Origin of the sequence: Mycobacterium sp. NPDC050441, from assembly GCF_040655355.1 — a bacterium.
In the GTDB taxonomy this organism is placed as follows: Bacteria; Actinomycetota; Actinomycetes; order Mycobacteriales; family Mycobacteriaceae; genus Mycobacterium.
Map to the genome: position 1 here is coordinate 749,550 of NZ_JBFAJS010000001.1, position 22,059 is coordinate 771,608.

General features: G+C 60.8%; 20 protein-coding genes and 1 pseudogene. 5 read left to right on the forward strand and 16 right to left on the reverse strand.

Features of this window, described 5'->3' with window-relative positions; genetic code table 11:
* The first annotated feature begins 228 nt into the window (after positions 1–228).
* A complete protein-coding gene (locus tag AB0I14_RS03770; protein WP_301682128.1) occupies positions 229–1,152 on the forward strand; it encodes a LysR substrate-binding domain-containing protein in 924 nt (307 codons plus the stop codon).
* Here AB0I14_RS03770 and AB0I14_RS03775 read toward each other — a convergent pair.
* From AB0I14_RS03775 to AB0I14_RS03810, 8 genes are all read right to left on the reverse strand, one after another.
* Complete coding sequence (locus AB0I14_RS03775; RefSeq protein ID WP_358015994.1) at positions 1,124–2,626, reverse strand: NAD-dependent succinate-semialdehyde dehydrogenase; 1,503 nt, start codon at positions 2,624–2,626, stop codon at positions 1,124–1,126. The two genes, AB0I14_RS03770 and AB0I14_RS03775, sit on opposite strands and share 29 nt — an antisense overlap.
* A 37-nt stretch (positions 2,627–2,663) precedes the next feature.
* Positions 2,664–3,935, reverse strand: coding sequence for an FAD-binding oxidoreductase (locus AB0I14_RS03780; RefSeq protein ID WP_358015997.1), 1,272 nt, complete (start codon positions 3,933–3,935; stop codon positions 2,664–2,666).
* A complete protein-coding gene (locus AB0I14_RS03785; protein ID WP_358016000.1) occupies positions 3,932–4,423 on the reverse strand; it encodes a type II 3-dehydroquinate dehydratase in 492 nt (163 codons plus the stop codon). Before AB0I14_RS03785 ends, AB0I14_RS03780 begins: the two co-directional genes overlap by 4 nt.
* A 16-nt stretch (positions 4,424–4,439) precedes the next feature.
* Positions 4,440–4,946 (reverse strand): type II 3-dehydroquinate dehydratase, encoded by a 507-nt coding sequence (locus AB0I14_RS03790; protein WP_358016003.1) that lies wholly within the window; start codon positions 4,944–4,946, stop codon positions 4,440–4,442.
* Positions 4,947–4,999: 53 nt separating this feature from the next.
* Positions 5,000–5,188: a tautomerase family protein gene (locus AB0I14_RS03795; protein WP_065513819.1), complete on the reverse strand. Its 189-nt coding sequence runs from the start codon at positions 5,186–5,188 to the stop codon at positions 5,000–5,002.
* Positions 5,189–5,246: 58 nt separating this feature from the next.
* Positions 5,247–6,035 carry an SDR family oxidoreductase gene (locus AB0I14_RS03800; protein WP_358016006.1) on the reverse strand — a complete coding sequence of 263 codons (789 nt, stop codon included), beginning with the start codon at positions 6,033–6,035 and terminating at the stop codon, positions 5,247–5,249.
* Positions 6,036–6,477: 442 nt separating this feature from the next.
* Positions 6,478–7,674, reverse strand: a complete 1,197-nt coding sequence (locus AB0I14_RS03805; RefSeq protein ID WP_301682123.1) for an amidohydrolase family protein — start codon at positions 7,672–7,674, stop codon at positions 6,478–6,480.
* Positions 7,671–8,258 (reverse strand): amino acid synthesis family protein, encoded by a 588-nt coding sequence (locus tag AB0I14_RS03810; RefSeq protein WP_358016010.1) that lies wholly within the window; start codon positions 8,256–8,258, stop codon positions 7,671–7,673. The genes AB0I14_RS03805 and AB0I14_RS03810 overlap by 4 nt, the downstream gene beginning before the upstream one ends.
* Positions 8,259–8,408: 150 nt before the next feature.
* Between AB0I14_RS03810 and AB0I14_RS03815 the strand changes: the two genes are divergently transcribed.
* Positions 8,409–9,143 carry a GntR family transcriptional regulator gene (locus AB0I14_RS03815; protein WP_358016013.1) on the forward strand — a complete coding sequence of 245 codons (735 nt, stop codon included), beginning with the start codon at positions 8,409–8,411 and terminating at the stop codon, positions 9,141–9,143.
* A 126-nt stretch (positions 9,144–9,269) separates the two neighbouring features.
* Here AB0I14_RS03815 and AB0I14_RS03820 read toward each other — a convergent pair whose 3' ends face one another.
* Positions 9,270–9,836 carry a CGNR zinc finger domain-containing protein gene (locus AB0I14_RS03820; RefSeq protein WP_358016016.1) on the reverse strand — a complete coding sequence of 189 codons (567 nt, stop codon included), beginning with the start codon at positions 9,834–9,836 and terminating at the stop codon, positions 9,270–9,272.
* Between the two features lie 638 nt (positions 9,837–10,474).
* The gene (locus AB0I14_RS03825; protein WP_358016019.1) at positions 10,475–10,942 is read right to left on the reverse strand and encodes a MarR family transcriptional regulator; all 468 of its coding nucleotides are present in this window, start codon (positions 10,940–10,942) and stop codon (positions 10,475–10,477) included.
* Positions 10,943–11,023: 81 nt separating this feature from the next.
* On the opposite strand from AB0I14_RS03825, the gene AB0I14_RS03830 reads away from it, so the two are divergent.
* Complete coding sequence (locus AB0I14_RS03830) at positions 11,024–12,241, forward strand: NAD(P)/FAD-dependent oxidoreductase (RefSeq protein ID WP_358016022.1); 1,218 nt, start codon at positions 11,024–11,026, stop codon at positions 12,239–12,241.
* A gap of 365 nt (positions 12,242–12,606) precedes the next feature.
* Complete coding sequence (locus tag AB0I14_RS03835; protein WP_358016025.1) at positions 12,607–13,245, forward strand: LysE family translocator; 639 nt, start codon at positions 12,607–12,609, stop codon at positions 13,243–13,245.
* A gap of 1 nt (position 13,246) precedes the next feature.
* On the opposite strand, the gene AB0I14_RS03840 is transcribed toward AB0I14_RS03835, so the two are convergent.
* Together AB0I14_RS03840 and AB0I14_RS03845 are read right to left on the reverse strand one after the other, a co-directional pair.
* Positions 13,247–13,786 carry a hypothetical protein gene (locus AB0I14_RS03840; protein WP_358016028.1) on the reverse strand — a complete coding sequence of 180 codons (540 nt, stop codon included), beginning with the start codon at positions 13,784–13,786 and terminating at the stop codon, positions 13,247–13,249.
* A 655-nt stretch (positions 13,787–14,441) separates the two neighbouring features.
* On the reverse strand, positions 14,442–15,590 hold the full coding sequence (locus tag AB0I14_RS03845; RefSeq protein ID WP_358016031.1) for a TniQ family protein: 1,149 nt from the start codon (positions 15,588–15,590) through the stop codon (positions 14,442–14,444).
* Positions 15,591–15,675: 85 nt separating this feature from the next.
* Here AB0I14_RS03845 and AB0I14_RS03850 point away from each other — a divergent pair, with 85 nt between their 5' ends.
* On the forward strand, positions 15,676–15,939 hold the full coding sequence (locus tag AB0I14_RS03850) for a helix-turn-helix transcriptional regulator (protein ID WP_358016033.1): 264 nt from the start codon (positions 15,676–15,678) through the stop codon (positions 15,937–15,939).
* Between the two features lie 333 nt (positions 15,940–16,272).
* Here the strand turns inward: AB0I14_RS03850 and AB0I14_RS03855 are convergent, their stop codons facing one another.
* The 4 genes and pseudogenes from AB0I14_RS03855 to AB0I14_RS03870 all read right to left on the reverse strand — a co-directional run bounded on the left by AB0I14_RS03855 (position 16,273) and on the right by AB0I14_RS03870 (position 22,042).
* The gene (locus AB0I14_RS03855) at positions 16,273–18,267 is read right to left on the reverse strand and encodes a LysR family transcriptional regulator (protein ID WP_358016769.1); all 1,995 of its coding nucleotides are present in this window, start codon (positions 18,265–18,267) and stop codon (positions 16,273–16,275) included.
* Positions 18,268–18,459: 192 nt separating this feature from the next.
* Positions 18,460–18,822, reverse strand: a pseudogene (locus AB0I14_RS03860) (TniQ family protein); the annotation flags it as partial.
* On the reverse strand, positions 18,819–19,934 hold the full coding sequence (locus AB0I14_RS03865; protein WP_358016036.1) for an ATP-binding protein: 1,116 nt from the start codon (positions 19,932–19,934) through the stop codon (positions 18,819–18,821). The gene AB0I14_RS03865 and the pseudogene AB0I14_RS03860, both read right to left, overlap by 4 nt.
* The gene (locus AB0I14_RS03870) at positions 19,931–22,042 is read right to left on the reverse strand and encodes a transposase (protein ID WP_358016039.1); all 2,112 of its coding nucleotides are present in this window, start codon (positions 22,040–22,042) and stop codon (positions 19,931–19,933) included. The genes AB0I14_RS03865 and AB0I14_RS03870 overlap by 4 nt, the downstream gene beginning before the upstream one ends.
* Positions 22,043–22,059 lie beyond the last annotated feature (17 nt).

Genomic DNA, 22,059 nt, shown 5'->3' on the forward strand with positions numbered 1-22,059 from the left:
CGCGGTTGACATTTCCAGTAAAGCGCGAAATGTCGCGGGGTATTGCTAAGAAGTTCTTCCGTATTAGCTAGGCGTATCGCACCTATTCGTCCCACCCTCCTGGCGATGCAGATATGGCGAAGCATGCGAAATACGCAGCCAGGGCCAAAGTATGCGCACACCCAAACTATCCACTCTTTCTTATGGAAAAGTCATATTTTGTCCGTTATTCTGGGGTAATATCTGGCCATGAAGTTTGACCTGCGCCGGATGCAGTTGCTCCGCGAGTTGGCGCATCGAGGGACAGTGACCTCGGTGGCGGCAGCCTTGTCTTACAGTTCGTCTGCGGTCTCTCAGCAACTCGCAGTACTCGAACGCGAGATCGGAGCTCAATTACTGGTGCCGGATGGGCGACGCGTGCAGCTGACGCCGCAGGCCGAAATTCTCGTTCAGCACACTTCGGTCATTCTTGAACAACTCGAGGCCGCCGAAGCTGAGATTGCCGCGTCGATGCAGAATGTGGTCGGGTCTGTGCGGTTGGCGACTATCCAGACCGCCGCTCTGGCATGCGTGCCGGAGATGCTCACCACCCTGGCCGCAACCCACCCCGGATTGCGTGTGCGTCTGACGCAAGCAGAACCTGATGTGGCGATACCTGGGTTGCTAGCGCGTGAATTCGACCTCGTATGCGACGAAGGGTTCGCCGATTTCCCGGCTCCGCGGTCTTCGGATACGCATCTGGAAGCGATTGCTGACGATCCGATGCGCGTGGCGTTTCGTGAACCGCCCGAAGGCCGGAATGCGTTCGACACCCGGCTCGAAGACTTCGCCGAGCATCCGTGGGTGATGGAGTTGCCCGGAAGCCCCACTCGCGAATGGGCGGTGGCCACGTGTCGCCATGCAGGATTCGACCCTCGCATTGAGCATCAAACCAGCGACAATCTCGTCCAGGCTGAGCTGGTGGCACGCGGGCAGGCCGTAGCGTTCTTACCCGACCTCTTGTGGTTCGGACGGCGGCCGACATTTCACCTGCGTTGGATGGCACGTTCACATACCCGCACAATAGTCACCACCTGCCGGGCCGGCTCGCAGGACCATCCGGCGATCGCCGCGGTGCGCGGAGCGTTTCGTCAGGCGTTCGGGGTCAACCGGCCTGCTGTGACCGACCGTTAAATCGAGTGGCAGGAAAGCTCGCGTAGCGGATATCAAGGTACTCGGCGATGCCCTCTGCGCCGCCTTCTCGGCCGAGCCCGGACTGCTTAATGCCCCCAAACGGCGCTGCCGGATTTGAGATCAGACCCGTGTTGACTGCCACCATTCCGACTTCGATGCTCTCCGACATCGTCATCGCCCGATCCAGGTCGCTCGTGTAAACGTATGCCGCTAAGCCATATTCGGTGTCGTTCGCGTACCGCAGAGCTTCCTCGTCCGAAGAAAAGCTCGAGATGGGCGCCACCGGGCCGAAAATCTCGTGATCGAGGACACCCGCTGTCACCGGTACGTCTGCAAGCACAGTGGGTCTGAAGAAGTACCCCGAGCGGTCAGACGATTGTCCTCGTGTCAGCACGCGGGCGCCGGATTCGTCAACTGCGTCCTCTACGAGTCCCGCCACCTTGTCAACGGCACGCTGATTGATCAGCGGCCCGATGTCAGTGCGAGGGTCTACACCAGGCCCGAGGCGCAGCTGGTCCATGTGGGCCGCGAACTTCGCACTGAACTCATCTACCACCGATTCATGAACAAGGAAGCGATTCGCGGCAGTACACGCTTGACCGCCGTTGCGCAGCTTGGCCTGAACCGCGCCAGCCACTGCCGCGTCAACACACGCATCGGCGAATACGATGAACGGTGCATTGCCGCCGAGCTCCATTGACGTGCGAATAACGTGTGTGGAAGCCAGCTGAAGCAGTGTACGACCAACAGGTGTTGACCCTGTGAAGGAGACTTTCCGCAACCTCGGATCCGATAGGAGCCTACGAGTCAATGCTGAGGGATCGGATGTCGGGACGATGTTGAGGACGCCGTTCGGCAGACCCGCGTCGATGAACAGCTCAGCCAGCAACAGCGTGCTCAGCGGTGTCAGCTCGGCGGGTTTGACGACCATCGGACATCCGGCGGCCACAGCTGGAGCGATCTTGCGGGTCGCCATGGCCAACGGAAAGTTCCATGGCGTGATCAGCAGGCACGGACCTACGGCACGCCGCTCGACCCATAGCCGGCTCTTGCCGTCCGGAGAGATAGCGGTACGACCGCCGACACGAACGGCTTCTTCGGCGAACCATCGTAGAAACTCTGCGGCGTAGGCAACCTCGCTGCGTGATTCGATAATCGGTTTGCCCGCCTCGAGCGTGATTATCCGGGCGAATTCCTCAGTGCGCGCAGTCAGGGCCTCGAACACCCGGCGCAGGATCTCACCACGCACTCGTGGCGGGGTCGATTGCCAGCTGTCGCGCACTGCGCACGCTGCGTCGAGCGCGGCGACACCGTCTTCCGGAGTGGCATCGGCGACTGCGGCTACCTCAACTCCTGTCGCGGGGTCTTCAACGACAAAAGTTGCGTCAGAGGCCGACCCGGCCCAACTTCCGTCGATGTACAGGCGGGCCGGGTAAGCGACTTTCACTATGTGCTTCTCCTTCAATTGCCGCATTTGGTCTCGCGATCTCGTCGAGGCCGCAACGCTGCCGTTAAGTGCAGGCCTGCCGACCTCGGTAACCGCCGCCGTAGACTCGCACGTGCTGTAGTGACTGTTCGTCCCGGTAGATCGCTTCGTATTGGCGCAACGCACGGCCCTCTAATTCGGCCGAGGCCCCCAGGCTTCCATCGAATCGTGACGCCGAAAATCCCGCCAACGAGTCGGGTCGGCGCCCCGTGATCACCCATTCCGCGATGTCTTCGCCCAGCGCGGGGGCGACAGAAAGCCCCATCACATTGCAGCCCGCTGAGAAGTACAGGCCTGCCGCCGCATCGCAATGGTCAATGATGTAGCTGCCGTCGGGGGTCATCGTGACCACCCCACCTCTCAGCTGCCTCACCGGCGACCCTGTCACCGTGGGAAAGATTCGCGCTACTTGGCTCAAGGCATCGTCAATCGCGGCCGCCTCTAGCGGCACATCTTCGGTGTGAGCGGGTAATGCCGCAGCATCGAAAGTCAGCGGGTGCGGTTCGTAGGTGCCAAACATCAGGTCGGTGCCTACGGGCCGGGCATACACCGCGTGGTCGACAACACGTACCGACGGCAGGGATGGGTTGATCCCAGGCACCGCGGTACGAATCGAGTACTGATGGCGCACATAGCTCAGCGGAAGCGACGTACCCAAGGCATCCTCCAGCAGGGGCGCTGTCCAGCTTCCCGCTGCCACGACAACTGCTTCAGACGCTAAGCGGCCCGCGGTTGAGTCGATCCCGCTGACTTTGCCCCCTGCTGCGACGATGCCGGCGACGCTCACCCCAAATCGAAAATCAACGCCGGCATCGAGCGCTGCCTGGTACATGGCTTCCACCAAAAGCGGCGGTTCAAAATAGATGTCATCTGGGGAATACCACGCCGCGGTCGCTGCCGTCGGATCAGTGTGCGGCGCAAGCTTGCCCGCATCAATGAGATCGATCATGTCGACACGCGCGCCGAGCATCCTCGCGCGTAACACTTCACGTTCCAACTGGCGCGCGGACCATTCCTGGCAGGCGTACTTGATGCTGCCCACCTGGTGGTACGGCAACGCGATACCAGTGTGAGCAGTGAAGTTAACGATACCGGCGATACTGCGGTGCATCAGCGCGCCCATTGCGGGGTCGGTCTGCGCTATGACGGATTGGCCAGCCGCGCGGGCCGAAGTCTGCTGTCCTGGTCCTACCCGGTCGACAGCGATGACACGCTGGCCTCGTCGCGCGATGTTGAGCGCGACGCTCAGTCCCTGGACCCCGCATCCGACGACGATAACGTCGGCGAGGTCGCTCATGATCGTGCCTGCTCTGCGCTGGCATCGAGGGTCGCAACCAAGGCCGCCAACGCCCCGAGGTACCCGTGGTGACGGAAGCCCATGGCCGTACCCGCCGCTGACTGGGTGAACGTCGAACGGTGGCCTGTGGCAAAGATATTGGCGAAATGCACTTCGACGAAAGGCTTTCCGGTTTGTTCCAATGCGATCCGCGTTGGAACACCGAATGCCCACAGCCCACCTGGGTTGATCAAGTAACCGTCGAACGAATCATCGGACTCGATGAAGTCGACAAGATCTCCTTCGTGATTCGAATGAAAGGCGAGCACATGGGTGCCGAGATAGCGACCCGCCTCGCTAACGAGGCTCTCCAGTTCCTGCAACGAACCGATGGTGCCGTAGACGTTCTTATCCCGACGGCCGAGGTTGGTCATGTTCAGGCCATTGAGCAATGCGATTCGCCAGGCTGGGGCGTCTGGCAGACGATTGATTTCTTTAGTAGCGGTCATATGACTCTTCCTATCGTTACTGGTAGAGCGAACGTGGGGTGCCGTGAGCGCGATTGAATTCGCTGGTTCCTCGGGGGTGCAAGAAGTCCGCATCGTCCAGCGCAAGCACCAACGAGGTCAGTGCTCCCAACACACTGAAATGCCCGAGGCCAGAGAAGATCGCCGTCACGCTGGGGGCGAAAATGGATTGCTCGCCTAGCTCGGTATTGTCCCAATGAACTTCGACGCAGGGACGTTTCGCATCCTTGAGGCAGTGGCGCAGTGATTCTCCAACAGCGGTTAACCCGCCAGGGTTGACCAGATAGCCGTCAGTGTCCGCGCAGCTGCTGTGGACGAGCTCCAAGAGCTGTCCTTCATGATTGGACTGTATGTGCCGCACTTGCACGTCGAGTGCCTGGCCCCAGCTTTCCAGCTGATCGCTGAAATCTGGCACAGATCGCAGGGCGGGCACCGTGTTTGGGCCGCTGAGGACCGCGATACTCCATTGTGTGTCGCTACGGCGCAGTTGACCTAATTTGCTCATATTGCTTACCTTTCGGTGAATGTGTGGGTGCAGGCCGGTGCCCACGCAGTTAGTTACTGTGAGTCGTCGAGCAGTTCTCTAGACTTCAGCCAGTCGCGCGCTTCGCAAGCACGGAAGATCACGTGCACCGAGTCCGGAGCCGCACCCCCCTCGTCGATCAGCGCATGCGACACCGCCTTTGCGATCGCCACCTTCTGTTCGGGTGTGCGGCCGTGGTAGAGCGTGATCTCTACGAGAGGCATTGAAACCTCCGGCGATTTGGTTGTCCCGTGTAGGTGCCACTCATGCTGGGGGGATTGGCTATTGCGTCCACGGAACGCCGCCTGCATAGGTCTTGTACGAAATACCTGCGAGCGCTCCGCTATCGATGGGCAGGAGGACTCCGGTGATGGCCTTGGCTTGATCCGAGCACAGGAAGGCGATCGCCTCGGCCACGTCCTCGGTAGACGGCAGGTAGTCCAGCGCGTGAACCTCCATGATCTTGGTCATGTCGCGTTCGCCGGCTTCGATCGCAGCCATCAAAGGCGGCGTCATCACATGAGTGGGCCCGACGCTGTTGACCCGGACTCCGAACCGACCCAGTTCCACCGCGAGCAGCTGCGTAAGTCGCTCGATGGCCGCCTTGCCTGGGTTGTACGCAGGCAGAGGCATCGGAAGTCTGCTGTGAATCGAGCCGAGAGTTACTATCGCACCCCGCTTCTGCGATGCCATGACACGGCCGAAGGACTGAGAGGCGTGAATCGTGCCGAAATAGTTGACCTTCCACATCAGTTCGTGGGCCGCCATGTCCATCTCGAGGATCGCCTCACTGTTCGGAGTCAGGCCCGCCGAGGTGACCAGCGCCTCGACCGTACCCAGGTCACGAGCGACAGCTGCGGCAGTTTCCTCTAGCGCGGCCGCGTCGGAGACGTCGACGTGGTAGTAGTGCGCCTTGCCCCCCTCGCTGGTGATCTCCGACTGCACGCGACCACCACCGGCGTCATTCACATCGAGCAGGGCGATGTCGTAACCATCGGCGGCGAGCCGTTTGGCAGACGCTTCACCAAGTCCGCTAGCACCGCCGGTAACGACTGCGACACGGTTTGCCATATTCAAAACCCCTTCCGTGGCTGCACAAGACGAAATGCCTTGTGCACTAGCAACTCTGGCCGATTAAGATCATGAAGTCTATTTACACTTTCCGATCACTAATGCCAGACCTGACTTAACGATTGCGCATTGCCAGTTTGTCGCCAGCTCATGCGATGACCGCTGCTACGGCGTTTGGAAGCAGACAAGAGGGTTCGTTACGAGAATCGACGCCGGCGTGCGGGACTCCCTCTCCGATGTACGTCCTTTGCGTCATCCCCTACAGCGCAAGTGGCACGCCAAAATGTTTGACACGCAGCGAACTACAGCCTTGGCCCAGGAAGCCCTTTTCGGTTCAGGGAGCGCGAGCGACCATATCTATATAAGACCCACACGGCTATGCCACAACAGGCCCGCGGGCTGTCCGTGGAGGGCAGCCTGCGGGCCTGTTGTGTGGATTAAGTCAGTGCGCCGCTTCGAGGTGCTCCAGACGCGGTGTCACCGTAGCGAGCCGCGCAGCACGCGGTGTGTTTCGGCTCTTGAGCGCTCGGACGGCGCCGCCGGCGATGACCGCCGAAATACCTGGAATATCACCAACCGACAGGGCTCCAACTGCATCTGGGGCTCCGGACCCCCAAGGAGCATCCATGACGACGATGTCAGCGGCGGCACCAACCCGGATAACCCCAGCTGGAAGCCCCCACGTGCGCGCGTTGTTACCGGTGGCGGCCGCCCACATCAATGCCGGATCCACCTCGGCCAGCGAGGACAATTCGGCAACGGTCTTGATAACCCCTAGCGGCATCACGCCTGTTCCAGTGGGAGTGTCTGAGCCGATGACGATGCGGTGGAAGTTGCCCGACTCCAGCGCTCGCCGCAGGATCCGGACCGATGACCGTAGGTTGCCGGCTTGCACCAGCTGCAATGCCATCTCAGTCTCATCCATGATGCGGTCCACTCCGCTTTCACTGAGCGCGGTAGGCCCGCCGTTGATGTGACCGCAGACATCGGGCGCCAGAGTAAGCAGATGATCCGGTGTGATCGGTTGACTTCCCGGAATGCTGGCCCCGCCAGAGTGGCACATCACTGTGATTCCGTGCTCCTGCGCCCATTTCACCTGGTCACGGCCTTGCGCAGGATCCGTGTATTCACCGAAGCCGAACTTCGCGAGTTTCACTCCTGCTCGCTGCAGTTCAGCGAAATCTTCGGGCTGCAACGTCGGCTCCAGCACGACCGCGCCTGCGTGTACCGACATCCCTCCGGGCCGGAAGTTGTCAAAGCATGTCTTCGCCGCGATCGCCAGCGCCTTGACGCCCACCGCCGAGTGCGGACGCCCTGGTGCGTGTATCTCACCTGGCGAAACCACGCTGGTGATCCCGCCATGGACGTAGCTCGCCAAGAAATCGACCGTCTTCTGGCGCGGCGTGTAGTCGCCGAGTACGACGTGACAGTGAGAATCGATCAGTCCGGGCGCTACGGTGCTGCCCACCGCGTCGATGACGATGTCGGCGGCCGTGAGCGACGCTTGCAGATCTTGACTTCGGCCGATCTGACTTATCACGCCGTCGGTGCACACGATCGTGTCTGCGCCGTCGATAACGGGTCCTGACATATCACCGGACAGCATCGTTGATGCGCCGGTGACGACCAGCGTGGTCATGAGTTCGCCACATTCAGAGCCTCGGAGACAGACTTGCCGCCGAGCCGGGCGTTGAGCCTGCCACGGTTGGCCACCACTGCGATGACAACAAGTTCATTCGGCTGCGGACCGTCTGGCACGGTGATCGTCATCGCGTCGTAGTGGCTCCGGACCCACACGTCGTCCTTGAAAGCCAGTGGCACGTCAACACTCACCCCGACACCGCCGACCTTGGTCACGGAGGTGATCCATGCCTCCCCGCCGCCGACCTCGGCCCGCAAGGCATCCCCGAAGACCGACGTCAGAGCGGCGTTGATGTGCTCCTGTTCTCCTGCGCTCCCAGCGATACCACCCTTGCCATAGCTCTGGACCGGTGCGGCCAGGAGCCTGGCCGCTTCAGCACCGATTTCCTTTGCAACCGCTTCAGAACCCTCAATGATCTGCGACAGGTCGGCCACGTACCCCTCGCCGGCGTAGGGATTCGTCACCACGGCGCATACTGCCACCTTGCGGAGCGGCCCCTGATCATCGGCTGTCCCGGCGACCAGCCGCGTCTCCTCGACTTGACTCCAGATTTTTCGGATTGTCAGGCTATCAGCAGACATCGTGTTCCCTTCCTATCGGCCATTTCGACCACTCGGTCCGATGACATACAAGCAACATGTTGCCGGAATGTCAACGAAATATTGGCCGTCGCTGCTCCACCGTCTACCGTGATGTCCAGCTCGATCAGAATCGTGCCGAGGAGTGAATGGATGGCCACAAGCAAAGCGTCGACTAAACAAGGGGATGGGTCGGCGACGCCTACCCGCCGCACGACTCAAGGAACGGTCGACGGACGCAGCACACGGAACTCACGCAAGGTCCCGTTATCCGAAGACGTGCGTCAGAAGATCCTCTTAGAGATCTCGACAGGGGCATTCGCGCCCGACGATGTTCTCAACACCGCTGCGCTGGCAGAGCGTTACGGCGTCTCGCGGACGCCGGTACGCGAGGCGCTCGTCGCACTCGAACGAGCAGGCGTGATCACCGTCCTCCCCTATCGCGGGCACATGGTTCGCACCCTCAGCCTTGCTGACGCCCAGGACATCTATTTCATGAGAGAAGTACTCGAAACCGCGGCCGCAGAGCGGGCTGCACAAACAATTGACGCCACTAGCCTGGCTCAGTTAGAGGAGCTGTGTACCAGTCCGATTGACCTCGATGTGCCAGCACAGACCTTCGATGAGCGCTGCTATGACTTTCATCGCATCATCGCAGGCGCCTCCGGCAGCGCGCGGCTCTCGGGCGCGCTTGAGCAGGTGTTCAGCGACAATCAGCGGCTACACTTGGTCAGCGCCGGTCTTGGATCATCAGCGTTAATCATCGAGGAACACGAGTCGATCGTTGCGGCACTCCGGACCAACGACGCAGCGCGTGCCCGTGAGGCCATGCGCGATCATCTACGGTCGATGTTCGACGGAATGCTTGCCTCGCTGAGAAGCCGGTGACTTAGTACAGCTTTCACGCAGTTCCGGCGGCGATGCGACCGCAACGGCATTTCCACGAAACTGGCGTAACAGCCGGGAAACATACCGGCGCAGCTCGTATCGCATGTCTGAAGCGGCCGGCTTCGCTTAGCGAGCACATACTTCAATCGCTGTGTGGCGTGCGCGATACGCAGCTACATGTTGTCGGTTAGCGCAGTTTCCCGTGTCGCAGAATATGCGAGACCGGTTGCGTGACAGGTCGATCAGGACCGCATCGCAGTCCGGCGCCGCACACAGTTTGAGTCGGCGCAATTCGTCCCCACGAATCAGGTCGGCGAAGGCCATAGCCATCTCCGCACCCAGGCGGGTAGCCAATGGCGCATCCGGAGCCGCCAGGTGCAGGTGCCACTGCGGCATCTCGGCGTGCCGAGTTAACCATGGCGTTGCGCGCGTTTGCCGCAGCAGCGCATTGACGAGTTCAACCGCGCGTTCATCCTCGGGCGCGGCGGCCCAAATACGACCTACCGCTACGCGGAGCTTCCTGACCGCCTGAAGTTCGCGATCGTCGTGGTCACGGTAACCCGTCATGCCGAACTCGGTTAGGTACTCGTCGAGCTGCGATTGCTCGCTTAGCTGGTCACCATGGGTTCGGCCGGTGTTGACTAGCACGCAAGCAGCGCGGAGGACGAATTCCGTGTCGTGTGCCATCGCCATGCGCCAACCCTACATATTCCAATCCTGACACCCACCCCGTGACTGCGGAGTGGGTGTCAGCTTGTCCTTACTGCCACGAACGATACTGACGTATGTCGATTTCGCAATCACACAGGTCAGGAACTTTCGCTTAGGAAGGACTGGCGTAGTCAGTTTTCATGTGATCGTCTAAATCAGCAGTGCTACAACATGATTCAAAGACTATCGTCAATCGCGAAGTCTGTGGAAGCAGAACAAGCGCCATCTGTCTCATACCGGCAAGCCCCATCGTCCCGGACTCAGGGAGCTAGCGACCGGGGCCGACTTGTCAGCTTGTCGGTAGTTGTCCGAATTGCTGCGGGACAGGGCCAGGATCAGCCACTCCGGGTGAGAGCCGATTCAAATCCATTGTCGGATAACCGAGTCCATTGCTGCCCATATGACAGACGCCCCCCGCGTGCGTTTTTCAGTGGAGACAAGGCGAAGGAGGGTACGTAGCCGGGGACATTCCAAAGGTGAGGTTTCCCTGGTTCATTCAAACATCCAACCGCGCTGACGTCATCGGCCACACGTAGAGACTATGGCTTGTCCAAGATTGCTGGCCGTGGTGAGGAATGTCGATGATCCCTACAGTTGGCGATGCTCAAGCGCTCGTCCGGCTAGTTGCCTTGCCGCCGAATCCGCATCGTGTGTTGGTCTTGCAGATCGGCAGTCCGAGTGAGGAATTCGCAGATTAAGGCGAGATCGGACTGGTTGTAGCCGCCGAGCAAGTTGTTTCCGTCGGCAACCAATGGGGCTATGAGTTCATCAACCCGGCTCACCGCATGAGGAGTCGGTGCGACGATCACTTTCCGGCGGTCATCTGGATGTGGCTTCCGTTGCACATAATTCAGTTTCTCCAGCCTGTCCAGCATCGCCGTCACACTCCCAGTCGTGAGCCCGAGACCATCAGCCAGATACCGCGGCGTCGCGTCACCGACCTCCCGGATCAGGATCTCCAGGCAGCGCAGATCAGTTTCGTTGACTCCTAGGACGCGGGCGCACTCGCGGTCGAAGTCGTCGACCGCAGCCTGATAGCGGGCGATCGCCTCGGGCAGGTCAGTCCGAGCCCCAACTTGTCTTGACAATCAAGCAACTCGACTTTCATACTAATTTTCACTTGATAATCAAGGTACGTTATCCAACTCCTTGTGGGAAGGCGGCCGGCCATGACGCGTGCGATCGTGATCGGAGGTGGCGTGGCCGGACCGGTACTGGCAATCGCCCTCAAACGCGTCGGCATCGAAGCAGTGGTATACGAACGGGAAACATCGCCTCAGCGAAACCGAGGTTCGTGGTTGACATTTCAAGCCAACGGCATGGATGCGCTACGAGCAATCGGGATCGCCGAACCGATCGAATCGCTGGGATTCGACCTGGAGACCATCAGCTTCATCAACGGAAAGGGGCGACACCTGGGTCGGATGCCGTTGGCCGCGCCGCGCGATGATCAACAGCTCTCGCAGATGATGCGCCGTGACGAGCTCTACACCGCACTGTCGGATATTGCGGCCGGCGAGGAGATCGGCATCGTGCACGACAAAGAACTTATCCACGCCGAACGCACACCCCACGGTGTTGAAGCACGTTTCGCCGACGGTGGCCGGGCAACCGGCGATCTGCTGATCGGCTGCGACGGCATCCACTCCCGAACCCGTATGTTGATCGATCCCGCCGCAATCCCGCCGCGATATGTTCCGGTCCTCAACATCGGCGGCTACATTCCCAATTTCCCCATCGACATGCCCGCCCGAGAATTCCGGATGCAGTTCGGCACGCGCTGCTTCTTCGCGTGGATGGCCGTACCCGATGGCGGAGCGGTGTGGTTCGCCAATCCACCGATGGACCGGGAGCCGGCCAACCGCGTCACGGCAGGAATGACCGATGGACAGTGGCGCTGCTGGTTGCATGAACTGATGGACGGCGATGTGGGTCCTGCGCCGGCCATCATCGACGCCGCGCCCGGGCCGATGTTCGGTTGGGCGACATACGACATGCCGGTGGTCCGGCGTTGGCGCAACGATCGGATGCTGATCATCGGCGACGCCGCCCACGCGACCGCGCCCTCGGCGGGACAAGGTGCTGCCATGGCTGTTGAGGACGCGGTGATCCTCGCCAAATGTCTGCGGGACAGCGCGGATGTCGAACCGGCGTTCCGAATGTTTGAATCGGTGCGCCGGGCGCGGGTGCAACGCATCGTCAAACACGGAGCGCGCTCAGCTACCACCAAAGCCGCCGGCCCGGTGGCGCGGATCTTTCGGGATGCGTTGCTGCCCTTTGCCTTCAGGCGAGCCGCCCGCGACGGCGCGCGCTCGATGCACTGGCTTCAAGGGCATCACATCGACTTCGACGAGCCGATGATGCAGGCCGGCTTCACGCTCAGGTGACCGGTCAGGATCTCGTGGTTGCGATGATCAGCCGCCAAAAGCCTCAGTGAGGGACGTGATGAAGCGAGAGAAGCGACACATCAGCTGAGCTGCCGGCACTCCAGCCCATCGAGGCAACAGCGCATCCAGGTCGCGGCCACCACGATTCCCAGTCGGGCGGTGTCGGCGCTTTTTCGACCCGGATGCCAGGCAGGTGCCCGAGGTTGCCTAAGATCCAGGTCACCGTGCCGTCAGGAACGCAGCAGTGTGCTGGGTTCGATGCGGTTACTAGGAGTTGCGGTCCGCTCGGGAGATGCCGCCACTATGGATCGATTGACGATCTTGACCCTGTTGTTGCTTGCGTGGGCTGACGTTACCGTTACGAGATGCCGACGATGACCCATCTGCTCGCGTTCGCACTGATTTCGTTTCTGGTGATCGTGATTCCGGGCCCGAGCGTGTTGTTTACGGTCGGTCGGGCGCTGACGGTGGGCCGACGCGAGGCGTTGCTGACCGTCGCGGGCAACGCTATGGGCGCCTATATACAAATCATCGCTGTTGCTCTGGGCGCCGGAACACTGGTGCAAACCTCATTGTTGGCGTTCAACGCGGTGAAGTGGGCTGGCGCGGCGTACTTAGTGTTCTTGGGAATTCAGGCTATTCGACATCGGCGACGGATGAGCGAGATGCTGGCTGCCGGGCACCCATCTGCACGACCAGGCAGGGTGATGGCCGACGGCTTCGTGGTCGGAGTGACGAATCCGAAGACGATCGTGTTCTTTCTCGCCGCGCTGCCACAAGTGGTCGATCCGGCCAGCGGGCATGCGGTCACGCAGATGCTGGCCCTCGGCAGCGTCTTCCCGGCAATTGCGCTGCTCTCCGACAGTGTCTGGGCACTTCTCGCTGGTACCGCTAGGAACTGGTTCGCTCAGTCACCCCGCAGAATGGCTGCGATCGGAGGCGCTGGCGGGCTGGCCATGGTCAGCGTCGGCGTCACCCTCGCAGTCACCGGGCGCAGAGAATGAATCACACAGTCGCTGGCCGGAATTCACCCGCGCACGTTCCGGCCCACTCCGTCCGGTCGGCCACACCCTGCATCGTCTCGATTTTCCACATCCCCCAGGTGGCTGACATGTTGCGGCCGAGACATACCACCAAATGAAGTCCGAACACCGCCCGATCGCGATCACCTGGAAGGCCCTCTGCCTTCACCACCTCATACACCACCGTGTACTCGAGACCGATTTCGCCGCCGACCCGAGACCGATCACCCCACGCGATACCGGCAGAGCGAGGTAGGTACGAGCGACCGCCGCAGGCCAACGAAACAAAAGCCATCGTAAGGAACGTTGCCGTCGACAACGCGCTTACCGCCGTCGCGGAGAGATTCCACTGCGTCCGTGAGAACGGCGCTCCATAACGCGCGTTGTACTGCTCAATCACGTTGAACAAACTGCCTGCAGCAACCAAGAGGAAGAGTCGGAGGTGAGCAGAAGTCGTTGGGATGCGCTCGACAGCAGCGTCGAGCTGCGCATATAGATCAGCTGTTCGCCCCGTAGTGGACATGGACCAATCCTTCACTCGCCCGGTTGGAAACGCGAACCGGTCCGGTGTCGACGCGTCAAGTCATTGCGCCTATAAAGGAGCTCCCAGTACCACTGAACGCCCACTCGCGGTACCACCTTCACCGCAACGTAGAGATGGGGTTGGCACTACTGCGACCAGCAATCAGTACCAGTCGCCCGCCAAAGAGTCCTTGACCACCACGGACCGCAAACACAGTGCCATGATGGTGCGGCGTGAGCGGTTCAGGGGATCTGGGCGCCCCCTCGATGACACGGTGGACACAATCGAAACTGCCGTGAACACGCAGTGCATGCGGCTCCCAATAGCGGAATCTCCGGTGTTTCCATCGTATTTCGGGCGATTGTCAAGAGTTTGGGGAACAACCCCCGCATGATTCAGGCGATCTTTGTCGAGGCTCTCGGCCAGGTGGCCGCGTCGCTTCTAGCCGAAACAGGTGATTGAACGCTCCGCTGCCGACTTCTTCAAGTAGTCGGACCCTGGCCTTCGCAGGCGCCGTGTCGGGCACTTGGTTCTCCTGGGCCTCGACTTTGCTTCGGACGAGCTCTGCGATTCCCGTTGGACCAAGTTTCCATGATCGCCTCCGTCAGTCTGCGGCAGCCCGTTCCCGTTCCGCATTTCAGTCGAGTTCGACAGCTCAACGCGCGCAATATTGTTGGGCTTTGCCGAGTCGCCTTTCGCCCGGAACAGGCGCGGGGTCGTGCAGGTTATGCCTGGCAGCCGATGTGCTGAAGCGCCGACGAAGTTTATGCTGCGCGTTGGCATCAGCGTAAGCGCGGCTGTGAGCCGAGCGAATGCTTGGAATGAGCGCGCCTTGGTCAGATTTCGTCAGCCGGTGGATACGTCCGTGGCTGGCCGCGATCATAAAGTCTCGCCAGGTGTGCGCAGCTTGGGTTATATTGGGCGCGTTAAGGATTGATAGCGCAGTAACGATACTAGCGGCCGTTTGGGCAGCTGCATTCGGAGCCGCTCGACCAGAATAGGGCGCCATGAGGTTGGGGAGCCCAGATTCACCGGCCGCTAGAACGGTCTGCGGTTCCAGTTGAGCGTAATCAATCGTCTTGGCGACCCACCTGACGAGGACTCTCAAGGTGGCGAGTGCGGCGAGCGGCCCGTGATCATCTTGAGGAGCAACCGGTGCCGCAGCCAGAAGCATGCCCATCACTTGTTGCTGCGCGTCAACGAATATGGGGCTATTGGAGAGACTGATCGGTTGCACGGAGGCGAGATGCGCTTCGCAGGTGTGTAACGCTCCTGTCGTATCTCGTTGGCGCACACCGCGACACAGGCCAGGATGTGGGATGTGACTCATGGAGTGCGCAATTCGGCGTTGGTCACAGTGGCACTCCGGACACGCGTCGGCCAGCAGGCAGTTGTGGTCGAGACATGCGAACGTCCAGTTCAGACGCCACACGAGTTTCCATCGCCCACCGTTGCCGTTGAGGCAGTGTGGGCAGTATCTGGAGTTTGCCCGCCAGTCCCAGGGTCCGGACGGCAAATTCCTCGCCAGACGCGTGCTCGTGCCCGTCCGCGCTCCAGGGTTACGAGGCAGAGCCATCGCATCAATATCGCAGGGGCTGAAGCCGGTCACGTCTGCGATACGCCCGAAGGTGTCGCGGTCGAGGAGGCGTACCCAACCACCGGGGCCCGTGGATGCGATGCCGCACCGGTGGAGCACATCACCGAAGTACACGCCGTGGCGTTGTGCGAGGGCTTCGAGCCAGGAATCCAGAGCCTCCCCAGGTAGGGGCTCGACCCGGAGCGGCAAGGTTCTGCCTGCGCCCATCAAACCAATGTACTGCTAGCGTTACGTTTTTTTCTGCGCTTCTAGCGGTGCAGACTTCTATGCACGTGTAGGTCCTACTAGTGGGATGCCGACACGCGCCCCGGAAAACGACCCGCATCGGGGCGAACAGTGGCAGCGTCGCCGCAAACTCATGGGTCATCGGATTCGGACCCTGCGGCTTGAGCGGGGGTTGTCGCAGGAGAGTCTTGCTCTCGAGTCTGGGATTGCTCGCAATCAGTTGATCCAGATGGAGCATGGACGGCGCGGGATTCTGGCCGAGCGGCTGTATGACATCGCGGAAGTGCTCGGGGTTTCGGTTGGCGAGCTTCTCAGTGAAGACGACGCGTAAAGGCGCGGATCCGGGGTGCGGCCATCATTGGGGCGTACTTCGATCGGTACATCCCGGGAAGGCCAGGCGTTTCTAGCTCCACATAGGCAGCATTTTCGTCACGACGTGATTCAGTTAAGCGGGTTTGGACCCTGCATGACGACTGTCCTGAAATGACGAGTCGATTGCCTCGCTGTTTGATCAGGGCTGTGCGGCCTCTACTCAGCTCCACATCGCCGGCGCCCTTGCACTACATCTGCAACTCAGCCAGTGCGGATACCACTGGCATGGGGCCCCCACATGCTCATCGTGCTGCCGTGGAACTCGGTCTCGAACCACCAAACGCAAGCGCAGCTATTCCAGGCCGATGGTCACCCGAACCGCTTCGGCGAGTCGGATCCCGTCGGGCGTCGGTCGCTGTCCCATCCCTCTTCGGGCGCGCTGGATCAGGCCGGTACCGTACCGGCGTTCGACGGCGTGAATCTGTTTCCGTAAGTTGCCTTCGCTGATGGCCAGCGCATCTGCTGCCGCGTGGATAGTTGGATAGTCGAGGGCTCGAGCAAAGTGGCGCAATTCGCGTCGTTGTAGATCTGTCATGGTGCCTGGGCTGAGAAGTGCCCGTGAAGTGCGCACCCCAATTTGGCGGTGTGTGATCGCCGGAAGTGGTGGCCAATCCGGTTTGACTCGCTTGATCCAATGCCGCACAGTGACTTCACCTACACCTACCTCAGTGGCGATGTCGCGGCATGTGCGCCGCTTCACTGCGTACTCCGTGAAGAGCCAGTCGCTTGTACGGGTGGGACGGCCCCGCAACGGGATGCCGTACATCTCTGCGAGTTTCCTAACGAGCGGCGGCCAGACACCGAAGCTTCGCGCGATGGCACTGAGCGAATGTCCTTGTCGTACATAGCGGTCCTCAAGGATCGCCGGCGTGAGTTCGGTGCAGAGTCGGTCGCGAACGGGATGGGGCGAGATATGGTACGAGGCAGCGGTAGTGCTTGTCTTGTCGATTTCGACGTCGAGCAGACAACGAACCGCCGCGGTACTCGTGTTGAGGCGGCGCGCGATGCGCCCGATTCGGGCGGTGTGTCCCTCATTGAGAGCACGACTGAGGTCGCTCCGGCCAAAACGTTCAAGATCGATGCCTGGTAGGGTCAGGTCGTGTATGAGGGTGAGTGGCGGATGCCAGACGAGAGGTTCGTCAACACCCTTGCTAGACAGGAATTGTCGGGCTTCGCCGAGCAGAATCGACGCGAACGGCGCGGAGGCTTCAGCCGGGAAGTTGAAGACCCGTAACCAGAAGCCGATCGTGCTCTTGGTGTGAGCCATGAACGTGGCGGTCCTCGCCGGGAGCCCGCTGATCTTTTCATAGAGGTAGAGGCGGGCAATTTGCCGTCGCATGCCGTTTCCCGGCAACTCCCCTGTTTCCCGGCATATTTCATTCCACCGGTCTTCTGTGAGGAGATCCTCATAGTCGAGTCGGCGCCTACGCGCATAGTCGATCGGAGCAGGGTGGGTGGCGAGATAGTGCGCGACCCTGACCAGCACAAGGCAAACGTCATTCCACTGTGGCAGTGGCTGTAGGGCCATGAGGTGCCGACCTACGGTAGCGCCATTAGTTGCGTGGCCCAGCAACCGGGCTGCATCGCTAGGATTGCAGGTGGTGCCCACGAGTAGCACCGCGCACGACAACGCGAGTGGGAGCGTGTAACTCCCTGTATCAGCAGGGGTGAGGCGTACTGCCCAGGCAGGCCAAAACACCGCTGGCACACGCTCTGCCAGGCGTTGCAGCCAGTCTTGGCTTTCGCTGGGAACCACCGGGAACGCCAACGGCGATTTGTACCGCAGCTGTGTGCAAGGTCCTCGACGGGGAGCGAAGGCCTTGATCAGTATCGCGGCGACCAGCGGACTTTCCTGTGCACAGGTATTCAATTCCTTCGGGTAGCACGGGCGCACTCGTCGCTCATCCATCCACGCGGCATGCTCGCCGGCGTCGGCAACGTTGCGCTCACGCAGGATATTGAGCGCCGCAGTGATCGCCACGGCAGCTTCAACAGCGCGGGCTGGCGCTATGTTGGCTCGATTGCTGTTGTACCTCGTTGACCGTCTAGGCGGCGGATCATGCTGCGCCCCTTCGCCCACCAGCGTTGGCGGTGTAATTGCCGATAGACCATGACGATTCGCGTACATGAAGGCGCGGACGGCGAGAGCTTTGATATCGCGCAGCGCGTCGCGCGCATGGCATGGGCCGTCGCGGTAGACGCCAAATTCGGCACGGTCCGCGTCGATGATGTCGAATATCATCCGCTGACTGCGAACAATCTGGTCTGTGTCTGTCAGAGTGATCACTGGTGCGTCGGTAAGGTCGGCGTTGCACGGTCCAGTGCGATTCGAGTGCAGGCATCTGTTCGGGTAGGGCACTGTGAGCCAGCGTGACTGGGTCATCCGCTGGGGTTGGCCGCATCGGGGGCAATCGTCAACTAGCAGGCAATGGTGACGGACGCAGGCAAATGTCCACCCCAAGCGCCAGCATAGTCGCCAGCGGCCACCCGACTCTTTAAGGCACAGTGGACAGTAGCGCGACCCGGCGTGGCGGGTGAAGGGAAAACTTGGGTTCAAAAGTGCTTTCGTGTAGTTGATTTCGATAGCTCGGTGGTCAAAGATGCTCAGCGTGCAGCGCACAACACCTTCGGGATCGATCCCGGTGGCTTCGGCAATATGACGTCGCTCATCGGCGGATACCCAGAGGAGCCAGCGGGGGCGGCGATCTTGCTGGTGTGGTAGGCCGAGCTGGCGGCAGATGTCTCCCAGCGGGACGTCGAATCTGACGGCGAGCGCTTCCAACCAGGAATCCAGCGCCTCGCCGGACTCGGGCCCCACCCGCAGCGGCAGGGTCCGTGTCATTGCAGTTGCAGCTTGGTGGTCCGGCGGCGGGTTCGGAACGCCGCAGCAAGTTCTTTGCGCGCCTTTTCGGCCGCGCTGTCGATCCGAACTTGTTCAAACAAGGCCTTGTTCAGTGCCTCGGTGTTCTTGCGGATCGCTCTAACGCACGCACGTCGGATGAGTTCCATCAGCGATCCGATATACCCCCCGGTACGGATGTACAGATAGTCAGACAGGTCTTCAGCCAGCATCCCTTGATGTTTATCAGCGAGAACCAAGCGTTCCTCGATCGTGACCAACAATGTGTGCCACTGTCGGCGCTGTGTTTCGGTGTCGAGTTCGAAGATGCGCATCTCGGGCATTGTGGTGCGTCGCAGCGTTTGTGCGAGGACTTCGTCGAACGATGCGTCAGCCAGAAGCACTCCGCGCTCGCCTAAACCGATCCCGATCGACAGCAGTGTGACGGGAAAGTCGTTGGCGATGTACTTGAAGTGGTTGTTGATTTCGATACCGCCGTGCTGCTGCCAGTGCAAGAAGTGCAGATCATCGATGATGAGCAAGCGAGTCTCGCATTTGAGCACCAGGTCTAGGGCATACCGGCCTAGCTCGTCGGCAGAGCCGGCACGTATACCGGGGTGGGCGTAGAAGTCGCACATTGCGCGGTTGAAATCCTTCATGCTGGTGTTGCCTCGCATGCCGATCCGGCAGACTGGCCATCGCTCATCTCCGGTACGGGTGAATTGACCGTGGCGCCGCACTTCGCGTCGGTGGAACTCTTTAGCGAAGGCCTCGACCGCGGTGCTCTTACCCAGGCCGGGATATCCGTCGAGGGCGATGGCTCCTTTGACGCGGTCTCCGTCGCGATCGTTGCTATCCATGATGTCCCACAATGTGTCGTGTAGCGTCGCAAGTTGCGGCGTCTGCAGCGGGCCAATGTTGTTGTGCCAGTCGTTCCGTCGCTGGTTGTAGATGTCAGCGGCGGATTCGCTCAAACGGCGGATGTCTGCTCTCGTCAACGGCTCCGGGCGCTCCCGTTTGGGTGCTTCGACGGTTTCGCGCCAGCCCTCTTTTCGAGACAACGTGAGGTTATCCAGGTTTGATCGAACTCCAGGCAGGACAGCTGCGGCACTCATAAGTCCTCCCACACGTCGTCGTAGAAGTGTTCCTGGTCGATACGCGGGTCCTCATCAAGACCGTCGGCGAGGGCCGCCGCATTGTGGCCATCCTCGCCTGCGTAGGCTTCGTCGCCGTCGAGAGGCTGGATCACCGTGGGTAGTCGGGGTGTCTCGTCGGCGGCACGCGCATCCTGGCTGAGAGTGGACTGTTCACGGGAAAGCCGCAGTGCGATGCGTCGCTCGGCCGGTGTGCGGGCTTGGCTGAGATGATGGTGTTCGAGGAACTCGGCCAGCGCCAATTTGTCGTCGAAGTAGCGGTGCTTCTTCATTGCCCGAGCACGAGCCAGTTCCAGCCCATCCTCACTCATCGGCCCATCGCACACCTCGGCTTCAGTCCACACCAGGGTGTGCCATTGCTGAGTGTTCTTCTGATCGAAAAAGTACAGATACCGCACATCGTCAGGGTCAATGTGGAAGGGCCACTGTCCCTTTTGCCCCTTGTATGAGCTTTCCTCGCCAGCGGCATAGCCGCCGAGGCACTTGCCACGGTAGACCCGATTGTCGACTTGGATCCCGTAGGGCTGGATGGTGCGCCATTCCACCTTGAGAAATTGGTAGGCCAAATGTGGATCACGCGGCGCTTCAATGTAGCCGGCGCGAGCGAGGCCATGCTCGAACATCTGAATAGGTGAGAAGCCAAGTGCCCATAGTCCAGGTTCACCGATCCCGCGGTGTCCCTTGCGGTGATAGATCGTGGCTACCCATCGGCGTAGGCGAGCTTCCAGTTCGTCGATGAAGAAGAAGGCGTCCTTCTCTGGATCCAGGCCCCGCGAATAGACGTCTGGGCCCTTGTAGCCCGGCAGCTCTTGCAGGACACCTTCGCGGATCGTGCGAAAAAATCGCTCGACTGGACCCTTGTCTTGACCTTTACGTAGGCGGACCGGTTGGATCGAGATGCCCAATTGTCTACAGGCACTGGTCAAGTGCTCTCCCACGTAGATCTTGCCGTGGTCGATGACGATTGTTTCGGGAACTATCGCCGGCGATGCCGTGCAGGCGCTCGCGGGATCGAGCGCCTCTCCTTCGACGAGCACAGATCGGGGTACCCCGTGTGGGGGCCACACCGCATCCTCGGGCCAGTCCGGCCCTGCCGGAGCCGGTCGATAACACTGATACAGCACTGCCGCTGCGTCGATTGCTTTGGTGGATGACGGCGTCAATCGCAATCCCGTGATGCAGCGGGTATACCAGTCCATCGCCACTGTGAGGTCCACCGATGTCCAGCGCAGCGTGTTGGGATCCATCGCGAACACGTCCAGCCGCGTGGTGTCCATCAGCAAGTACTCACCAGGCCGTGCCGGGTGAAGTTTCCCATACGGCTGCTGGGAACGAGAGGCGATGTCCCGATTCCGCTTGGCACTGCCATGAAGGACCGGGTGCACGCGCTCGAGCTTGTTGACGATCCGGTACGCGGTCGCGGTGGAAGGTATCGGCACGGCATTGGCGCCGTAGTCGGCTATTAATCGCGCCCGGGCATGCGAGATGACGAACTGCGCATTCGGTTTGGACATCTCTACGTGCTCGCGCATCACGTCGAGTGCAGCTTGCTGAAACAGCTCAAATGTCTTGCTGTCAAGGCCTGGTCGAATCGCCCTGGCCGATATTAGGCCGACTTCGCCACCAGTCTCGAAGTTTCGCACCCACCGCTCAAGTGTGCGTTGAGAAACGTGAAGCTCCTTGGCTTTCGCGGATAGTCTTGCCTGCTTCGGACGAGTCAATCGGTAGCGCGCCCGCGGCTCCCCAGGCTGCGCCGTCTCCGCACATCCCGATCGATAGCCGGTCAATACTTCACGTACATGAGCAGCGCGACCACGTGCTTCTACCCTCGCGGATTCCGTCGCTGCCGACCACTTTACAGCCGTGGTGTCACCGCCCGCAGTGTTGTCATCAGCCGCTAGATCGGCGCCGAGGAGACGGGCCCTCGGGGAATACATGAGTTCACCCAGTGCGAACCGGCGCACCGTTTTGGTTCGCAGATCGCAGGTAATTGCCTCCGGTATTCCGTCAACCGAGTGCAGTTCCATGATCTGGACGATCTCGCCGTCGTAGGCGAATCGCGTTCCCATGCCAACTCGCGCTCCTG

What these genes read in the sequence shown, in the direction of transcription:
- AB0I14_RS03770 (WP_301682128.1), top strand. Translation starts at nt 229, where the DNA reads ATGAAGTTTGACCTGCGCCGGATGCAGTTGCTCCGCGAGTTGGCGCAT.
- AB0I14_RS03775 (WP_358015994.1), bottom strand. Translation starts at nt 2,626, where the DNA reads ATGCGGCAATTGAAGGAGAAGCACATAGTGAAAGTCGCTTACCCGGCC.
- AB0I14_RS03780 (WP_358015997.1), bottom strand. Translation starts at nt 3,935, where the DNA reads ATGAGCGACCTCGCCGACGTTATCGTCGTCGGATGCGGGGTCCAGGGA.
- AB0I14_RS03785 (WP_358016000.1), bottom strand. Translation starts at nt 4,423, where the DNA reads ATGACCGCTACTAAAGAAATCAATCGTCTGCCAGACGCCCCAGCCTGG.
- AB0I14_RS03790 (WP_358016003.1), bottom strand. Translation starts at nt 4,946, where the DNA reads ATGAGCAAATTAGGTCAACTGCGCCGTAGCGACACACAATGGAGTATC.
- AB0I14_RS03795 (WP_065513819.1), bottom strand. Translation starts at nt 5,188, where the DNA reads ATGCCTCTCGTAGAGATCACGCTCTACCACGGCCGCACACCCGAACAG.
- AB0I14_RS03800 (WP_358016006.1), bottom strand. Translation starts at nt 6,035, where the DNA reads ATGGCAAACCGTGTCGCAGTCGTTACCGGCGGTGCTAGCGGACTTGGT.
- AB0I14_RS03805 (WP_301682123.1), bottom strand. Translation starts at nt 7,674, where the DNA reads ATGACCACGCTGGTCGTCACCGGCGCATCAACGATGCTGTCCGGTGAT.
- AB0I14_RS03810 (WP_358016010.1), bottom strand. Translation starts at nt 8,258, where the DNA reads ATGTCTGCTGATAGCCTGACAATCCGAAAAATCTGGAGTCAAGTCGAG.
- AB0I14_RS03815 (WP_358016013.1), top strand. Translation starts at nt 8,409, where the DNA reads ATGGCCACAAGCAAAGCGTCGACTAAACAAGGGGATGGGTCGGCGACG.
- AB0I14_RS03820 (WP_358016016.1), bottom strand. Translation starts at nt 9,836, where the DNA reads ATGGCGATGGCACACGACACGGAATTCGTCCTCCGCGCTGCTTGCGTG.
- AB0I14_RS03830 (WP_358016022.1), top strand. Translation starts at nt 11,024, where the DNA reads ATGACGCGTGCGATCGTGATCGGAGGTGGCGTGGCCGGACCGGTACTG.
- AB0I14_RS03835 (WP_358016025.1), top strand. Translation starts at nt 12,607, where the DNA reads ATGCCGACGATGACCCATCTGCTCGCGTTCGCACTGATTTCGTTTCTG.
- AB0I14_RS03840 (WP_358016028.1), bottom strand. Translation starts at nt 13,786, where the DNA reads ATGTCCACTACGGGGCGAACAGCTGATCTATATGCGCAGCTCGACGCT.
- AB0I14_RS03845 (WP_358016031.1), bottom strand. Translation starts at nt 15,590, where the DNA reads ATGGGCGCAGGCAGAACCTTGCCGCTCCGGGTCGAGCCCCTACCTGGG.
- AB0I14_RS03850 (WP_358016033.1), top strand. Translation starts at nt 15,676, where the DNA reads ATGCCGACACGCGCCCCGGAAAACGACCCGCATCGGGGCGAACAGTGG.
- AB0I14_RS03865 (WP_358016036.1), bottom strand. Translation starts at nt 19,934, where the DNA reads ATGAGTGCCGCAGCTGTCCTGCCTGGAGTTCGATCAAACCTGGATAAC.
- AB0I14_RS03870 (WP_358016039.1), bottom strand. Translation starts at nt 22,042, where the DNA reads ATGGGAACGCGATTCGCCTACGACGGCGAGATCGTCCAGATCATGGAA.